The sequence below is a fragment of the Cupriavidus sp. 01L415 genome (assembly GCF_056400065.1).
In genome coordinates this window covers 1-21,035 of record NZ_JBFTSP010000047.1, presented here as the reverse complement: position 1 = coordinate 21,035, position 21,035 = coordinate 1, and the positions used below count along the sequence as shown (strand labels likewise).

The window sequence follows — 21,035 nt, the reverse complement described above, 5'->3', positions numbered from 1 at the left end:
GCGCCGTGAGCTGCTCGCGCTCCGCCTCGCTCAATATGAGTTCCGCCTTGGGTCTTCCGCGCATCGTCGCCACCTCGGGTCCGTGGTATCGACTTGCACGGTACTACAGGTGGGATTTTATTCAATGAATTTCTAACTCACGACACTAGCGGATCAGATGATGGTGTCCACCACGCCGCCATCCACGCGCAGCGCCGCGCCCGTCGTGGCCGATGCCTGCTTCGAGCACGCGTAGACGACCATATTGGCGACTTCCTCCACCGTCGCCGCGCGCTGGATGAGCGACGAGCTGCGATGCGCCTTGACGAAGTCGGCGGCCACGTCTTCCGCGCTCTTGCCCGTCTTCGCAATCTCGTCCTTTAGCATGGCCTCCACGCCTTCGGACAGCGTCGGGCCCGGCAATACCGCATTCACCGTGACCCCCGTGCCCGCCAGTCGCTTGGCCAGCCCGCGCGAGACCGCCAGTTGCGCGGTCTTGCTGAAGCCGTAGTGGATCATCTCCACCGGGATGTTGATGGCGGACTCGGAGGCGATGAACACGATGCGTCCCCATTTGCGGTCGACCATGCCCTTTGCATAGTCGCGGGACAGCCGCACGCCGGTCAGCACATTGGTTTCAAAGAAGCGCGTCCACTCGCTGTCCGGCGTATCGAAGAAGTCCTGCGGCTGAAAGATGCCAAGGTTGTTGACAAGGATGTCGATGGCCGGATGGGCCTTGATCAACTGGGCGCAGACGGCCGCGTCGACGAGGTCGCCGGCAAAGCCCTCTACCTGTGCGGCAGGCACCGCCGATTTCAGCGCGGCCACGGCCTTTTCCACGCTCGCCGTGCTACGGCCGTTGACGATGACGCGGGCGCCGGATTCGGCCAGGCCCTTGGCCGTGGCAAAGCCGATGCCGGCGGTGGAACCGGTGACAAGCGCAGCCTTGCCGGACAGATCAATCTTCATGATGACTCCAGGATGGACAGGGAATGCCCCACAGGGCAACCCGTCAAGTGTATGAACTGCCCGGCGATGCGCCAAGTCGCGCGCATGAAATGATGTATTCGGGAATTTTGATGAATTTGTCTCGCCTCAGTCACGTCCGCCGTGTTTCGTCGGCGGGAGCGCCGAATCGCCCATGCCGCCCGTGCCGCCCGTGCCGATGAACTTGGCACGCGGACGCATCATGAACCCCTGCGTGCGCTGCTCCAGCGCGTGCGCGACCCATCCAGCCGATCGGCTCAGGATCCAGAGTGCGGATGCACCACCAGCGGGCAGCCCGAGCGCACGGGCTAGCACCGCCAGGGCGACCGCGATGCCGGGCATGACGCCATCCTCGCGTGCCAGGCGCAGGAATGCGAGCAGCTCGGGCGTCTTGGGGTCGGTCGGCGGCAGGTCGGCCGCGAGCGCCAGCAGGTAGTCCGCGCGCGGATCGCCGCGCGGATAGAGCGGATGGTTGAAGCCAAACAACGTAGTGCCCCGATGACGCACAAGCGCCAGCATGTCCTTCTGGTTGCGGCGCGTGAGTGGCGTGAAGACCTTGTCATCGATGGCTGCCGTCGCGGCGACGGTGGTCGATCCCGCATGGGCGCACAGCGCCGCGGCCACGCAGCAGAAGAGGTCGCTTTCGGTGGAGGCCGTGATCCGCGAGACAAACGACGCGGCGGCCAGTTCGTGGTCGGCCAGCACGATCAGGGTCTGGTTCACGGTGGACAACGCCTGGGCCGATGCGTCGATGCGCGCGGCCCGAAGCACCAGCGCGGCGATGGACTCATCGTCCTTGCGCGCGATGAACTTCCGCTGCGGGCCCAGCCCGCCAAAGCAACCCGCCAGCGTCTGCACGATGCGCCGCGCGTGCTCGCCGCTGGCGGCGCTGAGCTCATCCTGCCCGCGCGATTGCATGCCGAGCCAGAGCACGGCTGTTGCCAGCACCTTGCTGAGGTCGGCCGCCTCCAGCGTCCTGCATTCGGCATCCAGGCGTCGCTTCACGTCCGCCGGGGTGTCGATGGGCGGCCATGCATCCATCGCCGGTTGCCAGCCACCGGTCATCAGCAGATGGACGACGGCTTCGAACGACACGCCGGACCGCGCCAGGTCGAGGGCGCTGCGATGCCGATACGTGGGACCGTTCGCGTCGATGTAGGTGATACCGGTGCTGATCACGGGCATCCCCCAGCGCATCGATCCGGCCGCGGCGTCCTCGCGCTTGAGCAGGCCGCGATGGCGGGTGGAGAGCCGCTCCACGTCCTCGCGCAGGTACAGACTGTTTCGGCCATCGGGACTGCGCACGCGCCGCAGCAGGCCGCGGCTGACGTAGGCGTACAGCGTGGCCGGCTTGATGCCGAGTGCCTCGACAACCGCCTTGCGGTCGAGATAGTCAGGGAAAGTCATGAGGAGATTGATCCTGTAAATCAATATTGCGCAACATCCATGGCCATCATAGAGTCAATCCACCCCCTCGCAAACCGATGTCGGAGAAACGCACCATGCTTCGCTTTACCGGGCCATGCAGTTGGCCGCGCCGGCTGGCGCTGATGTGGATGGTGGGTGCCGCGCTGGCAACAGCCGTCACCCGCATGGCGCACGCCGCGGACAGCACCGCCGACTATCCAAACCGTCCGGTGATGATCGTGGTGCCGTTTCCGCCGGGCGGCAGCCCGGACCAGCTGGCGCGCATCCTGAGCCAGCAACTGGGCACGCTCTGGGGCAAGCCGGTAGTGGTGGAAAACCGTCCCGGCGCGGGCGGCAACATCGCCGGCGGCGTGGTGGCGAGGGCCAGGCCGGACGGCTACACGTTGCTTATGGGCACCGACGGTCCGCTGGCGATCAATCCGTCGCTCTATGCGCACATGCCCTACGACGCGCAGCGGGATTTCGTGCCGCTCGGCATGGCAGCCACGGTGGATTTCGTGCTGGTGGCGGACCCGGCATTACCGGCGCGCAACATCGGTGACTTCATCCGGCTGGCGCGCACGCAGCAGCCGGCCATGACCTACGGGTCCAGCGGTATCGGCAGCCAGCATCACCTGGGCATGGAACTGTTCCGGACCGACGCTCGGTTGGAGATGAAGCACGTGCCGTACAAGGGCGTGTCCCAGGCGTTGGCGGATGTGATGGGCGGGCACGTGTCGGTGATGTTCGCGGCAGTGCCGGCCGCCGCGCCCCTGATGCGCACGCAGAAGGTGCGTGCCATTGCGGTGACCGGGCCGCAGCGTTCGGCGATGCTGCCGGATGTCCCGACGGTCCGGGAATCCGGCATCGCCAGCCTGAAGGACTTTGAGCTGCGTGCGTGGTTCGGGCTGCTGGCACCTGCGCAGACGCCGGCACCGCTGGTCGCCAGGCTGAACGCCGATCTCAACAAGGTCCTGGCAAAGCCGGAGGTTCGTGCGCTGCTGGAAAAGAATGGATTTGGCGTCGTACAGGGCTCGCCAGAGACATTCGGGCGCTTCATCCAATCGGAACAGTTGCGCTGGGCGACTGTCGTGCACGCCAGTGGCGCGCGGGCCGAATAACATGCTCGGAGACGATATGCATCAGGTAGTGGAAGGGACGGCAAACACCAACATCGCCAATGCGTCGGCCAATGAGGTGACCTGGCACGTGGACGACGTGCCGTGGACGCCGTTGACGGGGCTGTTCATCCAGAAGGCTGGCTACAAGACGGTGATTCCGCCGGAGTTCACCAGCAACGCATACAGCATCGAGCTGACCACCGTGGGCCCGGGCGGCTCGTCGCCGACGCATGTGGAACCGTGGGCGCATGTGTTCTACGTGCTGTCCGGATACGGCGAGGTTACGGTCGGAGACGAGGTCAAGCCGGTGCGCGCGGGTTCCGTCAGCCCGATCTCGGCGGGTCAGCCGCATTCGTTCCGGACGCTCGGCGACACGCCGCTGGAAATGCTAGTCATCTACCATCCGCCGCGCAAGCGCGTGCCACCGGCCGACAAGCTGCGCGTGCGCGTGCACGCATTGCGCGAGGAAGCGGAAGGCGTGGTCAGCGTGGAACTGAGATCGCCGGATGGCGCCGACCTGCCACCGTTCGAGCCGGGCGCGCATATCGACCTGCACCTGCCGAACGGCCTGGTGCGCAGCTATTCGCTGTGCGGGACGACACCGGGCCACTATCGCATCGGCGTGCTGAAGGACCGCGCCAGCCGGGGTGGATCGGCCTACGTGCACGAGCAAATGCGTGTTGGCACGTCGATCGAGATCTCGCGTCCGCGCAACCACTTTCCGTTGCAGGAAGCGGCGGCGCATTCCGTGTTGATCGCAGGCGGGATCGGTATCACGCCGATCCTGAGCATGCTGCGGCGGCTGCGCCAGCTCGGCCGGTCCGCGGAGTTGATCTATGCGGCGAGATCGCGGGCGGAAGCGGCATTTGTGGCCGAAGTCGAAGCCATCGGCGTGCCCGTGACGTGGCACTTCGATGACGAGCAAGGCGGTGCGCCCGACCTGCGGCAGATGTTGCAGGCGCGGCCAGCCGATGCGCACTTCTATGCGTGCGGCCCGGCGCCGATGCTGGATGCCTTCGAATCGCACTGCGCGGCGCTGGCGTACTCCCATGTCCATGTCGAGCGGTTCTCGGCGCCCGGCCAGCCCGCCGCCGATGCGCGGCAATCGTTTCAGGTCACGCTGGCGCGCTCGGGGCGGACCATCGACATCCGGCCTGAGCGCTCGATCCTCGATACGCTGCTCGATGCCGGCATCGAAGTTCCGTACGGATGCAAGGCCGGCAACTGTGGCGCATGCAGGACGCGGGTACTGCGCGGCGATCCGGACCACCGCGATACCGTGCTGACCCCCGCCGAGCGCGCCGCCGGCAACGTCATGACGTTGTGCGTGTCCGGTTGCCGAAGCGAGGCGCTGGTGCTGGACCTGTAAGGGCGGAGCGCATGCCGTACATCAGGCACCACGCGTGCGTGCGATGTGCCTGAAAGGAAGCCGGTTGATCCATCGTTAATCTCCCGCAGCGTCAACGCCACGGCCGTATGAAGCCGCATGACATACAGCCCTTACACATTCTTACAGCAAGTCAAGGGCAACTTGTCTAGCCTTGAAACCACTCCGGATCGCAGTGCAACATGATGCGTGCCGGGGTTTCAATGGCGTTCGCGCCTCGCTGTACCCGTCCGCGTGCCTTTGCCTCGGCAAGGCGCGCTGGCAACTCAAAGGACCGGTTTGCCCGGCCCACACAAGCCTGTCCTGGCGCGCCTGAACGGCCTGGGACAACGGCTCATAAGAAATAGCTTGGGGGACGATGACTCTGCGCGTCTGTGCGGGCCTGCGCTCGCGCAGCGGGGAGAGCCTTTGTCTTCGCAACCGCGTTTCGCCGTGGCGATCGTGACCGACACACCTTGATGGCGGGAGGATGTCATGAACAACAAGCTCGACAACAAGCCCTCGTTACCTGGGCCGACGCATCGGCCCAGGCAGGACGAGCCGCTGGTGCGGCAACGCCGTGAACTCAGCCTGCGCCCGCTGTGGCAGATTGCCCCGCGTCTGGTCAGTTACGGCATGGTGGCCTTCATCATCTGGGTCATCCTGTCCGTGATGTTCCCGCCCGTGTTCACGCGGTCGTCCGAACGTGCCGTCGTCAACAGTCCTGTCAACCTCGTCACCACGCCGGTCGAGGGCATCGTCATGAAGCAGGTGGTGGCTGTGGGCGCCGCGTTCAAGACGGGCCAGCCGCTGATGGCGCTACAGAACCCCAACATCGATCGTGCGCTGCTGATGGAGCTGACCGGCAAGCAGCTCGACAACCAGAAGCGCTACGAGGCCGCCAAGGCCAAGCTGGAAGGCAGCCAGGCGCGGCTGGCGTCCACCAATGAAGACATCAGGCGCTACCAGGCCGCCGCACAGCGCGAGCATGCCGTCAAGGTCAAGGGCATCGAGGCGCGACTCGCCGTGGCCAGGCAGCAGATCGACCAGCAGGAAGACGTGGTCAACCGCAACCAGGCGATGCAATGGGCCGGCGCGGTCAGCGAGGCCTATACGGAAGCCTCGCGCAACCAGCTGACAGTGCTGTCAGGTGCGCGCGATGCCATCCAGGCGGAACTCGACGGCGCCCGCGGCAGCAGCGAGGCGGCACGCAGCAAGGTGTACATGTCCAGCACCGACGGTGCGGTCGGCGCTCTCACGCAGCGGCAGGAAGAGCTGCGCGCGGAGATCGTCCAGCTGCAGGCCGAACTGACGCAGTTGGAGGAATACGGCCGCGAGGTGGACAAGATGGTGGCGACCGAGCAGGAACGTCTCGACCGCGTCTCGAACCTCGACATCAAGGCATACAGCGGCGGCATCGTCGAAGACGTGCTGGCCCCGCCGGGCACGCGCGTGGCCGCCGGCGCCACCCTGATGCGCACCACCAACTGCAGCCAGCCGCGTGTGGTGGCGGTATTCCCGCGCAGCCTGAGCAAGGACCTGTTGCCGGGCGCGAAGGTAAAGGTGAACGTCGATGGCGTGCCGGCACCGGTGGCCGGCGCAGTGGCCGAGATCCTGCCGCGAGCGCCCGACGGCGACCAGGCGCGCTACTTCGTGCCCTTTCCTCCCATCGAGAAGAACGAGATCTACCTGATCGCCAGGCTCGACAAGCCGCTGCCCGACCTGCCCGGCGCGGGCAAGACCGACCGGTGCGCCCTCGGCCACTGGGCCACGGTCAGCCTGGATCGCCCCTGGTACCGCGGACTGATCTGACCGCGCGGACTCACCAGGCATGTCAACGCCCGCAGGAAGGAGACCACCGTGCAGCGTTTTCCGACAACACGTAAGGTGAATCCGCGGCGCGCACGCCTCGTGCGCCGCGTGTGGCTGGCCATCGGCGCCCTGTGCGCGCCCTATGCCATGGCCACTGCGCCGGCCGCGCCCGCGGCGGGCACGCCGGCGCGCGAGCAGGAGGTGCGCGAACAGCAGGTGCGTGAACACGTGCGCCAGACCGGCTGCCAGGCCTTGTCGGGCCGCGTGGGCGCCATGCCGGGCAAGGGCCCGGTCATGCTTGGCAGCTACGAAGCCGCGCCCGGCGGCGAGCCATTGCCGCCACCGCTCCAGCAATCCGCCTTTGTCTATGACAACGCGCTGGCCGGCATCGCCCTGATCGCATGCGGTCAGCCGGAGGCCGCGCGGCGCATCGCCGATGGCATGGTGGCGGCCACCACGCGCGACCGGCACTACCACGATGGTCGCGTGCGCAATGCCTATCGCGCGGGGCCGGTGCCCGAAGGCCCGGTGCCGCTGCCCGGCTGGTGGGATGCCCCCAGCAAACGCTGGTTCGAGGACAACTACCAGGTGGGCACCGCCACGGGCAACGTCGCCTGGGCCGCACTGATGCTGCTGGCCATCTATGAGTCCACGCGCGACCGTCGCTACCTGGATACGGCCGCCACGCTGATGGGCTGGGTCGACAAGGCGACCTACGGCAGCGAGAGCCCTGGCGCCTTCATCGGCGGATACTTCGGCGAGGAGCCTTCGCCGCGCCGGCAGGGCTGGAAGTCCACCGAGCACAATGTCGATGCCTATGCCGCGTTCCGCTGGCTGGCCCGGTACAGCAGCGATCCGCGCTGGCAAACCGGGGCCGACCGTGCGCGGCGCTTTGTCGAGGCCATGTGGCAGCCCGGCGAAGGGCGCTTCGCCATCGGCACGCGCGACGATGGCCGCACGCTCAACGGCGCGCCGTCGGCGCTCGATGCGTCGCTCTGGCCGCTGATTGCCATCCCCGATGCCGCCGGCGGCTGGTCGCGCGCGCTGGACTGGACGCGCGCCCGCCACATGGTGGGCGGCGGCTACGGCTTCAACGCCAATCCCGATGGCGTGTGGACGGAAGGCACCGGCCAGGCCGCGCTGGTGCTGCGCGCCACGGGCCGCGAAGACCAGACCCGCGACCTGTGGCCGCTGCTGCTGTCCCAGCGCGCACCATCCGGCATGCTCTACGCCACGCCCGAGCGGCGCATCCGCACCGGCCTGTCGATCGGCCCGGATTCCACGACGGAAGACTTCTACTACTACCACTTGCCCCACCTGGGGGCCACCGCGTGGGCCGTGCTTGCGGCGGCGGGGTGGAATCCGTTCCAGCCCGGCGGCGCCACCGACGCCGCCGGCAAACGTGCCGACATAGCGAAGGAGTAAGGATGTTCGCCTACTTTCTGGAGAACCGCATGCTGGTGGAGATCAACGCCGGCGCGTTCCTGATTGCCGTGCTCTGCCTGCGTGCCGACCGCCACCGCGCGGCGGACCGGTGGCTCTTCGGCGCTGCGGCGGCCGTGCTGCTGATGATCTACTACGTCTGGCGCTTCACGCAGACGCTGCCGGAATGGCGCATGGACTTTCCGAGCATCTGGGCCTACGGGTTCTTCGGCTTCGAGAGCATCACCATCGCCTACACGCTGATCTCGATCGTCACGCTGACGCGCAGTTCGGACCACAGCATCGCGGCCGATGCCGGCGAAGCCAGGCTGCGTCGCAACCGGGCCGCCCCGTCGGTGGACATCTTCATCGCCACCTACAACGAAGGGCTGGAGGTGCTGGAGAAGACGATTGTTTCCGCGCTGGCCATTGACTATCCGGACTTCCGCGTGTGGGTGCTTGATGACACGCGGCGCGGCTGGCTCAAGGAATTCTGCGACCGCGTCGGTGCCCACTACGTGACGCGGCCCGATAACACCCACGCCAAGGCAGGCAACCTCAACAACGGGCTGCAGCACAGCGCCGACGAGCGGCTTGGCGGCGGCGCACCCTACATCATGGTGCTGGACGCCGATTTCGCGCCCAACCGGAGTATCCTGCTGCGCACCATCGGCCTGTTCGACGACCCCAGCGTAGGCGTGGTGCAGACGCCGCAGTTCTACTACAACGCCGATCCCATTCAGTACAACCTGCGGTCGTCGGAATGCTGGGTGGACGAGCAGCGCGCGTTCTTCGACGTCATGCAGCCGGCCAAGGATGCCTGGGGCACGGCGTTCTGCATCGGCACCTCGTTTGTGGTGCGCCGGGATGCGCTGGCGCGGATTGGCGGCTTTCCCACCGGCACGGTGACCGAGGACATCCACCTGACGTATCGTCTGATGCCGCACGGCTACGTCACGCGCTGGCTGAACGAGCGGCTGAGCGTGGGCTTGTCCGCCGAGGGCTTGCCCGAGTACATCAGCCAGCGCAGCCGCTGGGGGCTGGGCACCATCCAGGTGGCGCTGACCGCCGACGGGCCGCTGCGCGGGCGTGGCTACACCGTCCGGCAGCGGCTGCACTACATCCACGGCCTGCTGCACTGGATCAGCCGCCCATTCACGCTGATGCTGCTGGCGGGGCCGCTGCTGTACTGGTATTTCGGCGTGCCCACGCTGTATGGGGATCCGATGCAGTTCCTGGCCTATGGCGTGCCGGCGCTGCTGCTCTACTGGGCCTACAGCATCTGGGTAACCGGGTCCCGGGCGATGCCGATCTTCACCGAGGTCACGCAGATCGTGGCGGCGATGGCGGTCTCGGCGAGCCTGGTGAGCGCCGTGTTCAAGCCGTTCGGGCGTCCGTTCAAGGTGACCAACAAGGGGCTCGACCGCTCCCGGCTGGTGGTCCACGGCAAGTTCGCGGCGCTGTATGGCGCGCTGTTCCTGCTCGCAGCCATGGGCCTCGCGCGTGCGGTGGCCGCCGATGGCTCGGCGCCCGGCATCGGGTTCAACATCGGCTGGACGCTGGTGTCGATGGTGCTCTACCTCGCCTCCATGCTGGTGTGCTTCGAATTGCCGCGCCCACGCAAGGAGGAGCGCTTTCCATTTGAGGAGAGGGCGCTGCTACGCGTGCATGGCGCCGACGGCACGCTGCGCGAGTTTTCCGGCGTGACCAGCGACCTGTCGTGCAATGGCGCCGCACTGCGCTGCGATGCGGCGTCGTCGGCCGAAGTGGGCGCGCGAGGTGCCTTCTGGATGGCGTCGCTGGGGTGGGTGCCGTGCCAGGTCGCCCGCACGCACCAGGACCTCGTGGGCGTCGCACTGCTGCCCGACATGGCGGTGCGGCATCGCCTCATCCGGCTTCTGTTCAGTGCGCCACCTCACAACATCGCAGACCGCGGCAAGCCGAGCGAGGCCCTCGCCCAGTTGCTCCGACGCGCATTTTCCGGCTGAACAATACGATGAAGACAACACACACACGCCCCCTCATTCCTTTACTGCGCGGCACGGCGGTGACGCTGCCGCTGCTGCTGGCGGCATGCACGCTGGAGCCGGCCTATCAGCGCCCCGAGGCTCCCGTGCCGCAGGCATGGCCCGCCGGCCCCGCCTATGTCGGCAGCGCCACGGGCCAGCCGCCAGCACAGACCGCCGCCGCGAACCTTGGCTGGGAGGATTTCTTCACCGATCCGCGCCTGCGCCGGCTGATCGAACTGGCATTGGCCAACAACCGCGATCTGCGCATCGCCACGCTTTCCATCGACCAGGCCCGCGCGCAATATCGCATCCAGCGCGCCGCACAGTTTCCGGCCATCGACGCCAACGCCGGGATGGTCAGCTCGCGCGTGCCGAGTGGCCTGCGTGCGCCGGGTCAGCCGTCGGTCATCAACGCGTTCTCGGCCGGGGTTGGCTTCAACGCGTTTGAAATCGACGTCTTTGGCCGCGTACGCAGCCTGAAGCACGAGGCCCTGGAGCAGTACCTTGCGATCGAAGAGGTGCGCCGCAGCGCGCAGATCAGCCTGGTGGCCGAGGTGGCCACCGCCTACCTGACGCTGCAGGCCGACCAGACGCTGCTGAAGATCTCGCAGGACACGCTCAATGTGCAGCAGTCGGCCGTGGAAATGATCACCCGCAGCAAGCGGGCCGGCGGCATGGCGCAGATCGACATGCATCGCGCCCAGACGCAGCTGGAGACCGCGCGCGTGGGCGCGGAGCAGTACACCCGCCAGGTGGCGCAGGACGAGAACGCCCTGGCCTTGCTGATCGGCGGCCCGCTGCCCGGCGACCTGCCGGCCCCGCAGCCGTTCGAGAACACTTCGTTCGTGGCGGAGTTGCCGGCTGGCCTGCCGTCCTCGCTGCTGGAGCAGCGGCCCGACATCATGGCTGCCGAGCACCGTCTGAAAGCAGCCAATGCGAATATTGGCGCGGCGCGCGCGGCGTTCTTCCCGTCCATCTCGCTGACCGGGGCCGTGGGGGTGGCCAGCACCACGCTGGCGGGGCTGTTCACCGGCGGCATGGCGTGGGCATTCGCCCCGCAGATCACGCTGCCAATTTTCAACGCCGGCGCCAACCAGGCCAGGCTCGATGCGTCCGAGGTGCAGAAGGACATCAACGTGGCGGCCTACGAGAAGACCATCCAGGGTGCTTTTCGCGAAGTGGCCGATGGCCTTGCGGCGCGCGGCACGTACGACCGCCAGGCCGCCGCGCAGGAGTCGCTGGAGAAGGAGATCACCGAGACCCGGCGGTTGTCGGAGATGCGCTTCAAGAACGGGGTGGACGACTACTTCGCAGTGTTCGACGCCCAGCGCCAGCTCTATTCCGCGCAGCAGTCGCTGGCGACGATCCGGCTGGCGCGCCTGACCAGCCGAGTGGGCCTGTACAAGGCGCTCGGCGGCGGATGGTCGCGCAACACGGTGGCAACCAGCCCCGCGCCGCAAGCGGCATCGGCGCCGGCCCCCAAATCGGCTGCCGCTGCGGCGTCGTCATCGGCACCAGCCCCATACGCCGATCGCCGGATGTAGGTAAGCAGTCACAAAACGGACATGGCCACGCGCGGCATACGCGTGGCGCTCAAGCTTTTGCTGCGCCGCACCGTTAGCCGGGCGGTGTTTGTCCGCTGTCCAACTGTTTTGCCCCTCCTTATGCCCAAGACCCTGACTATCCGGACACGCCTGATCTTGACGGTGTCCGTGCTGTTCCTGCTTGCGCTGGGCGTCGGCATTGCCGGTCTGCTTGGCCTGCGCGCTGCCACCCAGGCGCACGAATCCACCTATTCGAATCAACTGGCGTCCGCGCTGGCGCTGGCCGAGGCGGACCTCAGCATGACCCGCGCCCGCACCGCGCTGGACCGGGCGATGCTCTATCCGGACACCCCGGAGTTTCCCAAGCTGCTGACGCGGACCGAGGAACTGATGAAGCGGTCCGACGACGCCTGGAAGCGCTACCTGACGCTGCCGCGCGATGCGGAGGAAGAGGCGCTGGCCCGCGAGGTCGGCATCAAGCGCGAGACCGCGTCACGCGATGGCCTGGGCGCCATCATCGTGGCGTTGCGTGCGGGAGACCGCGCACTGGCGGACAAGATCATGGACGGCAAGGTCTCCGCGCTGTTCCGCGATGCCAACGATACGGGCGCGAAGCTCGGCAAGTTCCAGGCCAAGCTTGCCGGCGACAACTTCGAGGCGTCGCAGGGCGCGTATCAAAGCTTCCGCAACGGCATGATCGTGGCCATCGTCGTGGCCCTCGCGATTGCGCTTGGCTGCGCGGTGTCCCTGCTGCGCGCCATCATCGTCCCGCTGGAGGACGCGTTGTCCCAGTTCGACCGCATTGCCGCCGGCGACCTGACGCATGTGGCGCGCGTGACGCGCCGTGACGAGATGGGCCGCCTGCTGGATGGCCTGGCCACGATGCGGCAAAGCCTGGCCGAGACGGTCGGCCGGGTACGCCAGGGCTCGGAGGCCATCACGGCGGCCACGCGCCAGATTGCGGTCGGCAACGCCGACCTGTCGGCGCGTACCGGGTCGCAGGCCGCATCGCTGCAGGAGACGGCGGCCAGCATGGAGCAGATGACCTCCACGGTGCGGCAGAATGCCGACAACGCGCGCCAGGCCAGCCAGCTGGCCATCAATGCGGTAGACGTGGCGCAGCAGGGCGGCGCCGTGGTCAGCGAGGTCATGACCACGATGGCCGATATCAGCAGCGCGGCGAAGACGGTGGCCGAAGTCATCGGCGTGATCGACGGCATCGCGTTCCAGACCAATATCCTGGCGCTCAACGCCGCCGTGGAAGCGGCCCGCGCCGGCGAGCAGGGCCGCGGGTTTGCCGTGGTGGCGGGCGAGGTGCGCAGCTTGGCCCAGCGCAGCGCCAACGCCGCGCGGGAAATCAAGGCGATGATCGAAACGTCGCTGGGGCACGTGGAGACCGGCAGCGGGCTGGTCAACAACGCCGCCAGCACGATGGAGGATGTGGTGCGCGCCATTCGCCGCGTGACTGACATCATGGGCGAGATTGCCGCCGCATCCAGCGAGCAAAGCAGCGGCATCGAGCAGGTGAACCGCGCCGTGGCGTCGATGGACGAATCCACGCAGCAGAATGCGGCACTGGTGGAAGAGGCCGCGGCTGCCGCGGCATCGCTGGAAGATCAGGCGCGGCAACTGGACCTGGCGACGGCCGCGTTCAGCGTCTGAGCCTGCGGCACGGACATCGGCCGGACAAAGGGCAGGTGCAAGAACAAAGGGCCACGGTGATGAACCGTGGCCCTTTGTCATGGTGGCGGCAGTGCGCTTACTGGAACAGCTTCAGCGCCTGCGTGATCGTGTTGGACACGCCCCAGACCAGCGGCACCAGCACATAGAGCCAGAAGATGGCCAACAAGCCCTTGTTGGTGGGGTGAGCGTCGAGGTTGTGGTTTTCCATTTGCAGACTCCGTTCCGTTCAGTGGGCGCCACCGGCCACGCCGGCAACACCGGCTACGTCGGCGTCGCTCATGTGGTGCTTTTCATTGACGCGCGACACCAGCAGGTTGCAGATGAAGCCAACCACCAGCAGCGCGGCCATGATGTGCAGCGTCATGGTGTAGGCGGCACCACCGGTCACGCCGTGGGCGACCTGGTATTCGCGGATGTAGTTCACCAGCACGGGGCCGGCGATGCCCGCGGCGGCCCAGGCGGTCAGCAGGCGGCCGTGAATGCCGCCGACATAGGCCGTGCCGAACATGTCGGCCAGATAGGCCGGGATGGTGGCGAAGCCGCCGCCGTACATCGACATGATCACGCAGTAGGCCAGCACGAACAGCGCGATGCTGCCGGCGCCGCCCAGTTGCGGCACCAGCCAGTACAGCACGGCGCCCAGGGCGAAGAACACGAAGTAGGTGTTCTTGCGGCCGAGCCAGTCCGACGACGAGGCCCAGAAGAAGCGGCCACCCATGTTGAACAGCGACAGCAGGCCCACGAAGCCGGCTGCGGCAGCGGCGGACACCGACCCCTTGAAGCTTTCCTGGATCATCAGCGACGCCTGGCCCAGCACGCCGATGCCGGCGGTCACGTTAAGGAACAGGACCAGCCACAGCAGGTAGAACTGGGGCGTCTTCAGGGCCTGGTCGATGTGCACGTGGTTGCGCGTGATCATCTTGTTGGTGGTGGCGGGCGGCGTCCAGCCAGCCGGTGCCCAGCCGGGCGGCGGCACGCGGATGGCCAGCGAGCCGATGGCCATCGAGATGAAGTAGCCCACGCCCATGACCAGGAAGGTCTGCGCCACGCCGACCGAGGTGGCGCTCTTGAAGGTGTTCATCAGCGCGACGGACAGCGGTGCGGCGATCATCGCGCCGCCGCCAAAGCCCATGATGGCCATGCCGGTGGCCATGCCCCGGCGGTCCGGGAACCAGCGGATCAGCGTGGAGACCGGCGAGACGTAGCCCAGGCCCAGCCCGATGCCGCCGAGCACGCCATAGCCGAGGTAGAGCAGCACGATCTGGTGCGTGTAGACGCCCAGCGCGGAAATCAGGAAGCCGCCGCCAAAGCAGCAGGCCGCCGTGAACATGGTCTTTCGCGGGCCCACGCGTTCCAGCCACTTGCCGGCGAATGCGGCGGAAATGCCCAGGAAGAAGATGGCCAGCGAGAAGATCCAGCCCAGCGTGGTCAGCTTCCAGTCATCGGGGCCGGATTCCGTAATGCCGATGACTTTGGAAAGCGGGGCATTGAAAACCGAAAATGCATAGGCCTGGCCGATGCAAAGGTGTACCGCCAGTGCGGCGGGCGGGACCATCCAGCGGGAAAATCCCGGTTTGGCATAGGTCGCCTCTTTTGAAAAGAACGGCGCCGGCGATTGAGCCGGGCTGCCACCATCGTTTATCACGCTGCTCATGGAATGTTCTCCAGACATGGGTCCTGGGCAATCCGTCCACGCTTCATGGCGCGCCCGGCAGGTCTGGCAGGCCAGCCGGTTGACCCCGTCACGCCGTGGTCGGATTACCCCCAGAGGTGTCGGCGCGCCCGGACTTTAAGAGGGTTTTTGGCCCGGGCGAATCGACGGTTGCTACAGGCGGTTGCTACAAGGTGAGGGGGCGCGTCGCACCTGCTGGAGGCGTTGCGCGGGCGGACCTGCAAGGTCCGGAATAGAGGGCGGCTGGAGACGCGCGGCGTCCCGTTGCAATAAGGGTCATTATTTTTCCGGAAGGGGGCGCGCAATATATGCTTGGATTTACATATATTGCCGTGGAAAATATTTATCGCAGAACCATAGCCGCCCGCATAGACGACTTCAATAGGCTAAAGATGACATATTCCCGATTTGCCTGAATCTCCGTGCCTTATCCGGGAATGCACTGGGTGGTTTTTCGGCGCCGTATGATTTTTGCCACACGCAGGTAACCGGTTGCGCGAATACGGATGGCCTGCCACATGACTGTGATGCGTGCCGCGAGGGCGAATGCGATACCCTCTGCGCAGTGAAATCAGGGACATTGCATATGGCGCTGGATCGCATCGATCGGGAAATCCTGCTGGCGGTACAGAAAGACGGGCGCATCACCAATGCGAGCCTGGCCGAATCCGTTGGCCTGAGCGAAACGCCGTGCGCGCGGCGGCTGAAGCGGCTGGAAGCGGAGGGCTATATCGAGGGCTATCGGGCGACGCTGTCGCGCGGCAAGCTCGAACTGGGCTTGCTGGCCTTCACGCAGGTCCGGTTTGGCGTGCACGACCGCGAGTTGTCGGATCGTTTCGAACGCGAAATCCAGGCCATTCCACGGATTGTGTCGTGCCATAACGTGACCGGTACGGCCGACTACGTGCTGACCATCGTGGCGCGGGATCTTGAAGACTACGGCACGTTCATGCGCGATGTCCTGCGGACCTTGCCGGGCGTGACGTCCGTGGAATCGGTGCTCAGCCTGCGGGAGGTCAAGCCCGACACCGGATTGCCGCTGCTCTGAGGGGAATCCGCCAGCCACCGCCGCTGGCGTCCCCGATTTCGCCGGAAAACGCTCCGGCGCCTGCACGATCATGGAAGTCTCGATGATGTCGATGACGACGAGGCTACCTGTGGTTTCCATTCACCTTCTGATCACGTTTATCGGCGCGCTGGCCGTGGTGTATGCCCTGCCGGGGCCGGACATGGCCCTGGTGCTGCAGACCAGCACCGCGCATGGCACGCGGCACGGCGTGGCGACGGCCATCGGGCTGGCGCTGGCGCGCACGGCGCATGTCACCTTGTCCGCTTGCGGCGTGGCGGCGCTCCTGAAGGCCGCGCCCTGGCTGTATCACGGCATTCGCATCGGCGGCGCGCTGTACCTGGCCTATGTGGCCATCCAGATCCTGCGCAGTCCCGGCTTCGGGCTGGCTGCCGGCGATGGTCAGGCGGGCGCCGCGCCGCCGCTGCGTATGTCGGCGGCCAAGGGCGTGCTCAGCAGCGTCCTCAATCCCAAGGCGCTGCTGTTCTGTTCCGTGCTGCTGCCGCAGTTCATCGATCCGCACGCCGGCGCCGTCTGGTTGCAGGTGCTGGAACTGGGTGTGGTGCTGGTGGCGATGGGTCTGGCCTTCGACCTGGCCTGCGTGTTCGGCGCCGTGCGGTTGTCGTCGTGGCTGCGCGGCCATCCCCGCGCGCAGGCGGTGCAGCGGTGGTCGTTCTCGGCCGTGCTGCTCGGATTTGCCGCGCGGATTTCGATGGAGTGACGGACGCCGGTGGCAGGAACCCGCCGCAACCAGCCATCCTGACACCGCACGGTCATCTTTTGCGCTGACACTTGCGCACCCGCATGACGCCAGCACGCGCGGCGCATGCGCGTTGAAATGTCTTCCATCCATCTGCGATTTCAATGTTTCTTCATCCGTACAGGATGTAACGAAACCGTCATGTGATCTCTCTAGTATCTGGGCCGGCAAGTGCACCACCGACGTCGTCAACAAACGGTGGCTCCCCATAACTGGAGGTCTCTACTCATGTCGTACATCACAGATAAGCTTCGCGCCCCGCGCCGCGAGGCACAGGGCGTCGTCACCGTTCCGGGTCAGACGCTGGAGGAAATCGTCGCGGCCAATCCGGCCCGCCGCAGCGTGCTGCGCGGCGGCCTGGGCCTGTCCCTGCTGTCGGCGTTTGGCGGCGGCATGCTGGCCGCCTGCGGTGGTGGCGACGACAACACGCCGTCCACCACGCCCGGCACGACGCCTGGCACCACGCCGGCCCAGCCGCTGAACTACAGCGTCGGCTTCACGCCCGTGGCGGACAAGGTCACCGCCGACACCGTGACGCTGCCGGCCAACTATTCGTACGACGTGCTGTTCTCCGCGGGCGATCCGGTGGAAGCCGGTTCCGCCGGCTACAAGGGCGCGTTCCAGTCGTCGGCCGAGACCGAGCGCCAGGCCGGCGGCAACCACGACGGCATGCACTACTTCGAGATTCCGGGCGTGGATCCGCAGAAGGGCGGCCTGCTGGTCATGAACCATGAAGCCATGGACGGCGCGATCCTGTTCCCGGGCGGCACCTATGACGCCGCCACCGCCACGGCCGAGCAAAAGCGCATCGCGCTGTCGTCGGTGGGCGTGTCGGTGATCGAGATCGAACTGACCGCCGGCAAGTGGCAGGTCAAGAAGAACTCCACCTACAACAAGCGCTACACCGGCAATACGCTGTACCGCGTGTCCGGCCCGGCGGCCAGCGCGGTCGGCGCCACCGTTGTCGGCACGCTCAACAACTGCTCCAGCGGCTATACGCCGTGGGGCACGTACCTGACCTGCGAAGAAACGACGGACAACTACCTGGACCCGACCAACGCCGACGAAGGCTACGGCTGGGTGGTAGAAATCGACCCGTTCCAGCAGACCGGCACGCCGGTCAAGCGCACCGCGATGGGCCGCTTCGACCACGAGAACACCGCGTTCATGACCGACGCCAGCAATCGCGTGGCCTTCTACATGGGCGACGACGGCACGCCGGGCTGCATCTACAAGTTCATCCCCAGCGCCGCGTTCGATGCCACCAATCGCATGAACAACGCCAACCTGCTGGACACCGGCACGCTGTACGTGGCGAAGTTCAATGCCGACGGCAGCGGCAACTGGGTGGAGCTGACGCAGGGCAAGAATGGCCTGACGCCGACGGCCACGGACCCGGGCAACTACACGCAAGGCGCGACGGCGCCGGTCGCCATCGCGTTCAACACGCAGGCCGATGTGCTGGTCAACACCAAGGCCGCCGCGCGCGTGGCCGGCGGTACGCTGATGGATCGCCCGGAGTGGATCACGGTGGGCGTGGACAAGCGCATCTATTGCACGCTGACCAACAACGGCGGCCGCGCTGTGACCGATGCCGCCAACCCGCGCGTGAACAACTCGCACGGCCACATCGTCCGCTGGGTGGAAGACGGCAATTCGCCGCTGGCCATGAGCTTCAAGTGGGAAATCCTGCTGCTGGCCGGTGACCCGTCCATCGCGGCGGCCAACTTGAAGGGCAACATGGTGGGCGACACGTTCTCCAGCCCGGACGGCATTCGCGTGGACCCGAAGGGCCGCCTGTGGGTGCAGACGGACGCCGGCACGGGCACCAGCGTCACCAACATCTTCGGCGCCAACTCGATGCACTACGTGGATCAGGAAACGCGCGAGGTCAAGCGCTTCCTGGTGGGGCCGCACGGTTGCGAGATCACCGGGATCGCCTACACGCCGGACCTGACGACGTTCTTCGTGAACATCCAGCATCCGAACGACAAATGGCCGAGTGCCGACCTGCCGGCGCGCTCGTCGACGGTCGTCATCCGCCACAAGGAAGGCAAGCCGATCGGAGCCTGAAGTGGGTGCATGAGGCGGCATGTGGGTGCCGCCTGAGATCGGCAAATTGATACGCCGCAGCCAGATGGCCGCGGCGTTTTTTTTGCGGAAGGGCGATGGGTGTCAGAGGCGCCGGGCGGCCGGACGTCGCGGATCAACCCTTTCCCGCCAGGTCCGACACGCCGGTGTTATCGCGCGAGCAATGCCATGCCCGTCGGGGAGATGCCCAGCGGAAACGGGGATCCCGCGATCTGGGACAGCGCGCCGGTAGCCGGGTCGTAGGTCAGGATCGACAGAAACTGGTTCGTGAAGTCGGTCACGTACAGCGCATCCGCGCCGGGATCGGCCACAACGCATACGGAGCCGATGCCGCTTCCTTGACTTCCTCCCCGGCCTAAAGGCAGCCTAAAGGCCGGGGATTCCTTCTGCAAGCGCCTGAAGTCCCAGGCGGACAATGTTTCGAGCGGCGTTCGTGTCGCGGTCGTGTACCGCCCCGCACGAACAGCACGACCACTGCCTTATTCCAAGTCCGGCCCTACCTTTCGGACTGCTGGGCGAGAGAACACCACAGCGCGAGCACGTTTGGGTTGAAAACGCTTCGTTGACCTCTGCGAACACAACGCACTGCCTGATGGCCTTGTACTTGAGTTGGTTCCTGAACGTCGACCACGCGGCATCGAGCACTGACTTTGCCATACTCGTTTGTGCCAACGCCTTCGCGTTCACGTTGCCTACGAAGATGGCTGCATGCTTCTTGACCAGTGCCGACGTTTCCTTGTGGATGGCGTCCTTGCGTTGATTAGCGATTTTGGCGTGGATCGCCTTCACTCGCCGCTTCTTGCGAGCCCGCTGCGCGATACCCAGCGCGGCTTCCGATGCGCGATAGAACCTCTTCGGGCTGAAGTCCGTGCCGTCGCTGTACATGGCGAGCGTCTTTAATCCCAGGTCGATGCCGATGGACGTCGTGCCGTCCGGCACGCGCTTCTCGACGACCTGAGTTTTCACTGCGATGTTGATATACCAACGCCCCCGAGCGTCCTCATTGAAGCTGCCGCCACAGAGCTCGTACTTCGAGAGGCCATACGAGTCCCAAAGGCTAATTGTGAGCCCGTTGAAGCGGAGTTGGCCGCCGATGTACTTTATGCCTTCCCCCTTAAACGGGACCCATCCCAGTGAGTATTTCGGGGACTTGCGGTCGCTCACTCGCCAGTTGAGGCGCTGACGCCTGAACTGCTTCAGGCGCGTCGCAAATTCCTTGCAGGTTTCCTGGACCGTGCGGGAATCGACATGGACGCCTTCGCACCTGCTGAAGCCCGCAGTGAGCTTCTGAAGATCAAAACCGGACAGCCAAACCTTCGGTCGGTTGCAGTAGCGTTTGAGACTGCGGTACTGGGTCTCGTCGCAGAAATTCCAGACCGTATTGACGTCGCGAGCCATCGCAAGCATCGACTTCGTGTGCTTGTCCTTGATGCGCAGCTTCAATGTCTTTACGGTGTCCATGAGACCATAGTACATTTGGTCTTCACAATTACGCAAGACGCATAATGGGACGCCCTCGCAAGACAGATAGCGATCTGAGGCACGGACGACACTGCGTCTTCGCGTTACACGTTCATTTGGTATTCGTAACGAAGTATCGACGCAATGTGTTTAAGAAGGAACACCTGGACGCCATGCAACAGATACTCACGCGCGTGTGCCGGGACTTCGACGCCGAGATGGTGGAATTTAACGGCGCGCACGACCACGTCCACCTTCTCGTGAACTATCCGCCGAAGGTCGCGCTATCGACGCTCGTGGCGTCGCTCAAGGGTGTCTCGTCGCGCATGTTGCGGCAAGAGTTCGGTGACTTCCATCCGTGGCTCAAGCGACGCGGCGTGCTGTGGTCCCCGTCCTATTTCGCCGCGTCGTGCGGTGGCGCCCCACTGGACATCCTGCGCCAGTACATCGAGCAACAACAGGCCCCACACTAAACAGCAAATACCCTGCTTACCCCGGACTTAACTCCTGAGGATTACCCACAAATCCGGTTGTAAACCTCGGCAGACGGTGTTAACTTGCGCGCATCCTGTTCATTTTGCGGCAGCGGGTTGGCAATCGAGGACGACACGACAGACTGGGCGAGCGAGGAATTCGCGCAAGCGAATTTCGGAGA

General features: G+C 65.8%; 17 protein-coding genes and 1 pseudogene. 12 read left to right on the top strand and 6 right to left on the bottom strand.

The features are described from left to right. Window positions 1-153 precede the first annotated feature (153 nt). The gene (locus tag AC1DOX_RS29645; RefSeq protein WP_441624201.1) at window positions 154-948 is read right to left on the bottom strand and encodes an SDR family NAD(P)-dependent oxidoreductase; all 795 of its coding nucleotides are present in this window, start codon (window positions 946-948) and stop codon (window positions 154-156) included. A gap of 126 nt (window positions 949-1,074) precedes the next feature. Continuing rightward, a complete protein-coding gene (locus tag AC1DOX_RS29640; protein WP_441624199.1) occupies window positions 1,075-2,373 on the bottom strand; it encodes a citrate/2-methylcitrate synthase in 1,299 nt (432 codons plus the stop codon). Between the two features lie 95 nt (window positions 2,374-2,468). Between AC1DOX_RS29640 and AC1DOX_RS29635 the strand changes: the two genes are divergently transcribed. From AC1DOX_RS29635 to AC1DOX_RS29600, 8 genes and pseudogenes are all read left to right on the top strand, one after another. Next, window positions 2,469-3,494 carry a Bug family tripartite tricarboxylate transporter substrate binding protein gene (locus AC1DOX_RS29635; RefSeq protein WP_441624197.1) on the top strand — a complete coding sequence of 342 codons (1,026 nt, stop codon included), beginning with the start codon at window positions 2,469-2,471 and terminating at the stop codon, window positions 3,492-3,494. Continuing rightward, window positions 3,385-3,894, top strand: a pseudogene (locus AC1DOX_RS29630) (cupin domain-containing protein); the annotation flags it as partial. The gene AC1DOX_RS29635 and the pseudogene AC1DOX_RS29630, both read left to right, overlap by 110 nt. Further along, a complete protein-coding gene (locus AC1DOX_RS29625) occupies window positions 3,880-4,863 on the top strand; it encodes a PDR/VanB family oxidoreductase (RefSeq protein ID WP_441624232.1) in 984 nt (327 codons plus the stop codon). The pseudogene AC1DOX_RS29630 and the gene AC1DOX_RS29625, both read left to right, overlap by 15 nt. Window positions 4,864-5,355: 492 nt before the next feature. Next, a complete protein-coding gene (locus tag AC1DOX_RS29620) occupies window positions 5,356-6,672 on the top strand; it encodes an HlyD family secretion protein (protein WP_441624195.1) in 1,317 nt (438 codons plus the stop codon). Between the two features lie 147 nt (window positions 6,673-6,819). Next, window positions 6,820-8,097 carry a YyaL domain-containing protein gene (locus tag AC1DOX_RS29615; RefSeq protein ID WP_441624230.1) on the top strand — a complete coding sequence of 426 codons (1,278 nt, stop codon included), beginning with the start codon at window positions 6,820-6,822 and terminating at the stop codon, window positions 8,095-8,097. A 2-nt stretch (window positions 8,098-8,099) separates the two neighbouring features. After that, window positions 8,100-10,082 (top strand): glycosyltransferase, encoded by a 1,983-nt coding sequence (locus tag AC1DOX_RS29610; RefSeq protein WP_441624193.1) that lies wholly within the window; start codon window positions 8,100-8,102, stop codon window positions 10,080-10,082. A gap of 8 nt (window positions 10,083-10,090) precedes the next feature. Further along, window positions 10,091-11,647, top strand: a complete 1,557-nt coding sequence (locus AC1DOX_RS29605) for an efflux transporter outer membrane subunit (RefSeq protein ID WP_441624191.1) — start codon at window positions 10,091-10,093, stop codon at window positions 11,645-11,647. A 120-nt stretch (window positions 11,648-11,767) separates the two neighbouring features. Further along, window positions 11,768-13,309 carry a methyl-accepting chemotaxis protein gene (locus AC1DOX_RS29600; protein ID WP_441624189.1) on the top strand — a complete coding sequence of 514 codons (1,542 nt, stop codon included), beginning with the start codon at window positions 11,768-11,770 and terminating at the stop codon, window positions 13,307-13,309. 97 nt (window positions 13,310-13,406) lie between these two features. Here the strand turns inward: AC1DOX_RS29600 and AC1DOX_RS29595 are convergent, their stop codons facing one another. Together AC1DOX_RS29595 and AC1DOX_RS29590 are read right to left on the bottom strand one after the other, a co-directional pair. After that, window positions 13,407-13,538 (bottom strand): MFS transporter small subunit, encoded by a 132-nt coding sequence (locus tag AC1DOX_RS29595; RefSeq protein ID WP_441624187.1) that lies wholly within the window; start codon window positions 13,536-13,538, stop codon window positions 13,407-13,409. Window positions 13,539-13,556: 18 nt separating this feature from the next. Beyond that, window positions 13,557-14,984, bottom strand: coding sequence for an L-lactate MFS transporter (locus tag AC1DOX_RS29590; RefSeq protein ID WP_441624185.1), 1,428 nt, complete (start codon window positions 14,982-14,984; stop codon window positions 13,557-13,559). Between the two features lie 604 nt (window positions 14,985-15,588). Here AC1DOX_RS29590 and AC1DOX_RS29585 point away from each other — a divergent pair. The 3 genes from AC1DOX_RS29585 (at window position 15,589) to AC1DOX_RS29575 (ending at window position 18,901) form a co-directional block, all read left to right on the top strand. After that, on the top strand, window positions 15,589-16,050 hold the full coding sequence (locus AC1DOX_RS29585; RefSeq protein WP_092137694.1) for an Lrp/AsnC family transcriptional regulator: 462 nt from the start codon (window positions 15,589-15,591) through the stop codon (window positions 16,048-16,050). A gap of 109 nt (window positions 16,051-16,159) precedes the next feature. Further along, window positions 16,160-16,789, top strand: a complete 630-nt coding sequence (locus AC1DOX_RS29580; RefSeq protein WP_441624182.1) for a LysE family translocator — start codon at window positions 16,160-16,162, stop codon at window positions 16,787-16,789. 267 nt (window positions 16,790-17,056) lie between these two features. After that, window positions 17,057-18,901, top strand: coding sequence for a PhoX family protein (locus AC1DOX_RS29575; RefSeq protein WP_441624180.1), 1,845 nt, complete (start codon window positions 17,057-17,059; stop codon window positions 18,899-18,901). Between the two features lie 167 nt (window positions 18,902-19,068). Here AC1DOX_RS29575 and AC1DOX_RS29570 read toward each other — a convergent pair whose 3' ends face one another. Both AC1DOX_RS29570 and AC1DOX_RS29565 read right to left on the bottom strand, forming a co-directional pair. Then, window positions 19,069-19,200, bottom strand: a complete 132-nt coding sequence (locus tag AC1DOX_RS29570) for a hypothetical protein (protein ID WP_441624178.1) — start codon at window positions 19,198-19,200, stop codon at window positions 19,069-19,071. 85 nt (window positions 19,201-19,285) lie between these two features. Further along, window positions 19,286-20,380 (bottom strand): RNA-guided endonuclease InsQ/TnpB family protein, encoded by a 1,095-nt coding sequence (locus AC1DOX_RS29565; RefSeq protein ID WP_477101646.1) that lies wholly within the window; start codon window positions 20,378-20,380, stop codon window positions 19,286-19,288. Between the two features lie 44 nt (window positions 20,381-20,424). Between AC1DOX_RS29565 and tnpA the strand changes: the two genes are divergently transcribed. Continuing rightward, a complete protein-coding gene (gene tnpA, locus AC1DOX_RS29560) occupies window positions 20,425-20,853 on the top strand; it encodes an IS200/IS605 family transposase (RefSeq protein ID WP_441624174.1) in 429 nt (142 codons plus the stop codon). The last annotated feature ends 182 nt before the right edge of the window (window positions 20,854-21,035 follow it).

Excerpts from the sequence above, each read along its gene's own strand:
- AC1DOX_RS29565 (WP_477101646.1), bottom strand. The coding sequence starts at position 20,380 with ATGGACACCGTAAAGACATTGAAGCTGCGCATCAAGGACAAGCACACG.
- AC1DOX_RS29595 (WP_441624187.1), bottom strand. The coding sequence starts at position 13,538 with ATGGAAAACCACAACCTCGACGCTCACCCCACCAACAAGGGCTTGTTG.
- AC1DOX_RS29575 (WP_441624180.1), top strand. The coding sequence starts at position 17,057 with ATGTCGTACATCACAGATAAGCTTCGCGCCCCGCGCCGCGAGGCACAG.
- AC1DOX_RS29610 (WP_441624193.1), top strand. The coding sequence starts at position 8,100 with ATGTTCGCCTACTTTCTGGAGAACCGCATGCTGGTGGAGATCAACGCC.
- AC1DOX_RS29585 (WP_092137694.1), top strand. The coding sequence starts at position 15,589 with ATGGCGCTGGATCGCATCGATCGGGAAATCCTGCTGGCGGTACAGAAA.
- AC1DOX_RS29640 (WP_441624199.1), bottom strand. The coding sequence starts at position 2,373 with ATGACTTTCCCTGACTATCTCGACCGCAAGGCGGTTGTCGAGGCACTC.
- AC1DOX_RS29615 (WP_441624230.1), top strand. The coding sequence starts at position 6,820 with ATGGCCACTGCGCCGGCCGCGCCCGCGGCGGGCACGCCGGCGCGCGAG.
- AC1DOX_RS29635 (WP_441624197.1), top strand. The coding sequence starts at position 2,469 with ATGCTTCGCTTTACCGGGCCATGCAGTTGGCCGCGCCGGCTGGCGCTG.
- AC1DOX_RS29600 (WP_441624189.1), top strand. The coding sequence starts at position 11,768 with ATGCCCAAGACCCTGACTATCCGGACACGCCTGATCTTGACGGTGTCC.
- AC1DOX_RS29590 (WP_441624185.1), bottom strand. The coding sequence starts at position 14,984 with ATGAGCAGCGTGATAAACGATGGTGGCAGCCCGGCTCAATCGCCGGCG.
- AC1DOX_RS29645 (WP_441624201.1), bottom strand. The coding sequence starts at position 948 with ATGAAGATTGATCTGTCCGGCAAGGCTGCGCTTGTCACCGGTTCCACC.
- tnpA (WP_441624174.1), top strand. The coding sequence starts at position 20,425 with ATGGGACGCCCTCGCAAGACAGATAGCGATCTGAGGCACGGACGACAC.
- AC1DOX_RS29625 (WP_441624232.1), top strand. The coding sequence starts at position 3,880 with ATGCTAGTCATCTACCATCCGCCGCGCAAGCGCGTGCCACCGGCCGAC.
- AC1DOX_RS29605 (WP_441624191.1), top strand. The coding sequence starts at position 10,091 with ATGAAGACAACACACACACGCCCCCTCATTCCTTTACTGCGCGGCACG.
- AC1DOX_RS29620 (WP_441624195.1), top strand. The coding sequence starts at position 5,356 with ATGAACAACAAGCTCGACAACAAGCCCTCGTTACCTGGGCCGACGCAT.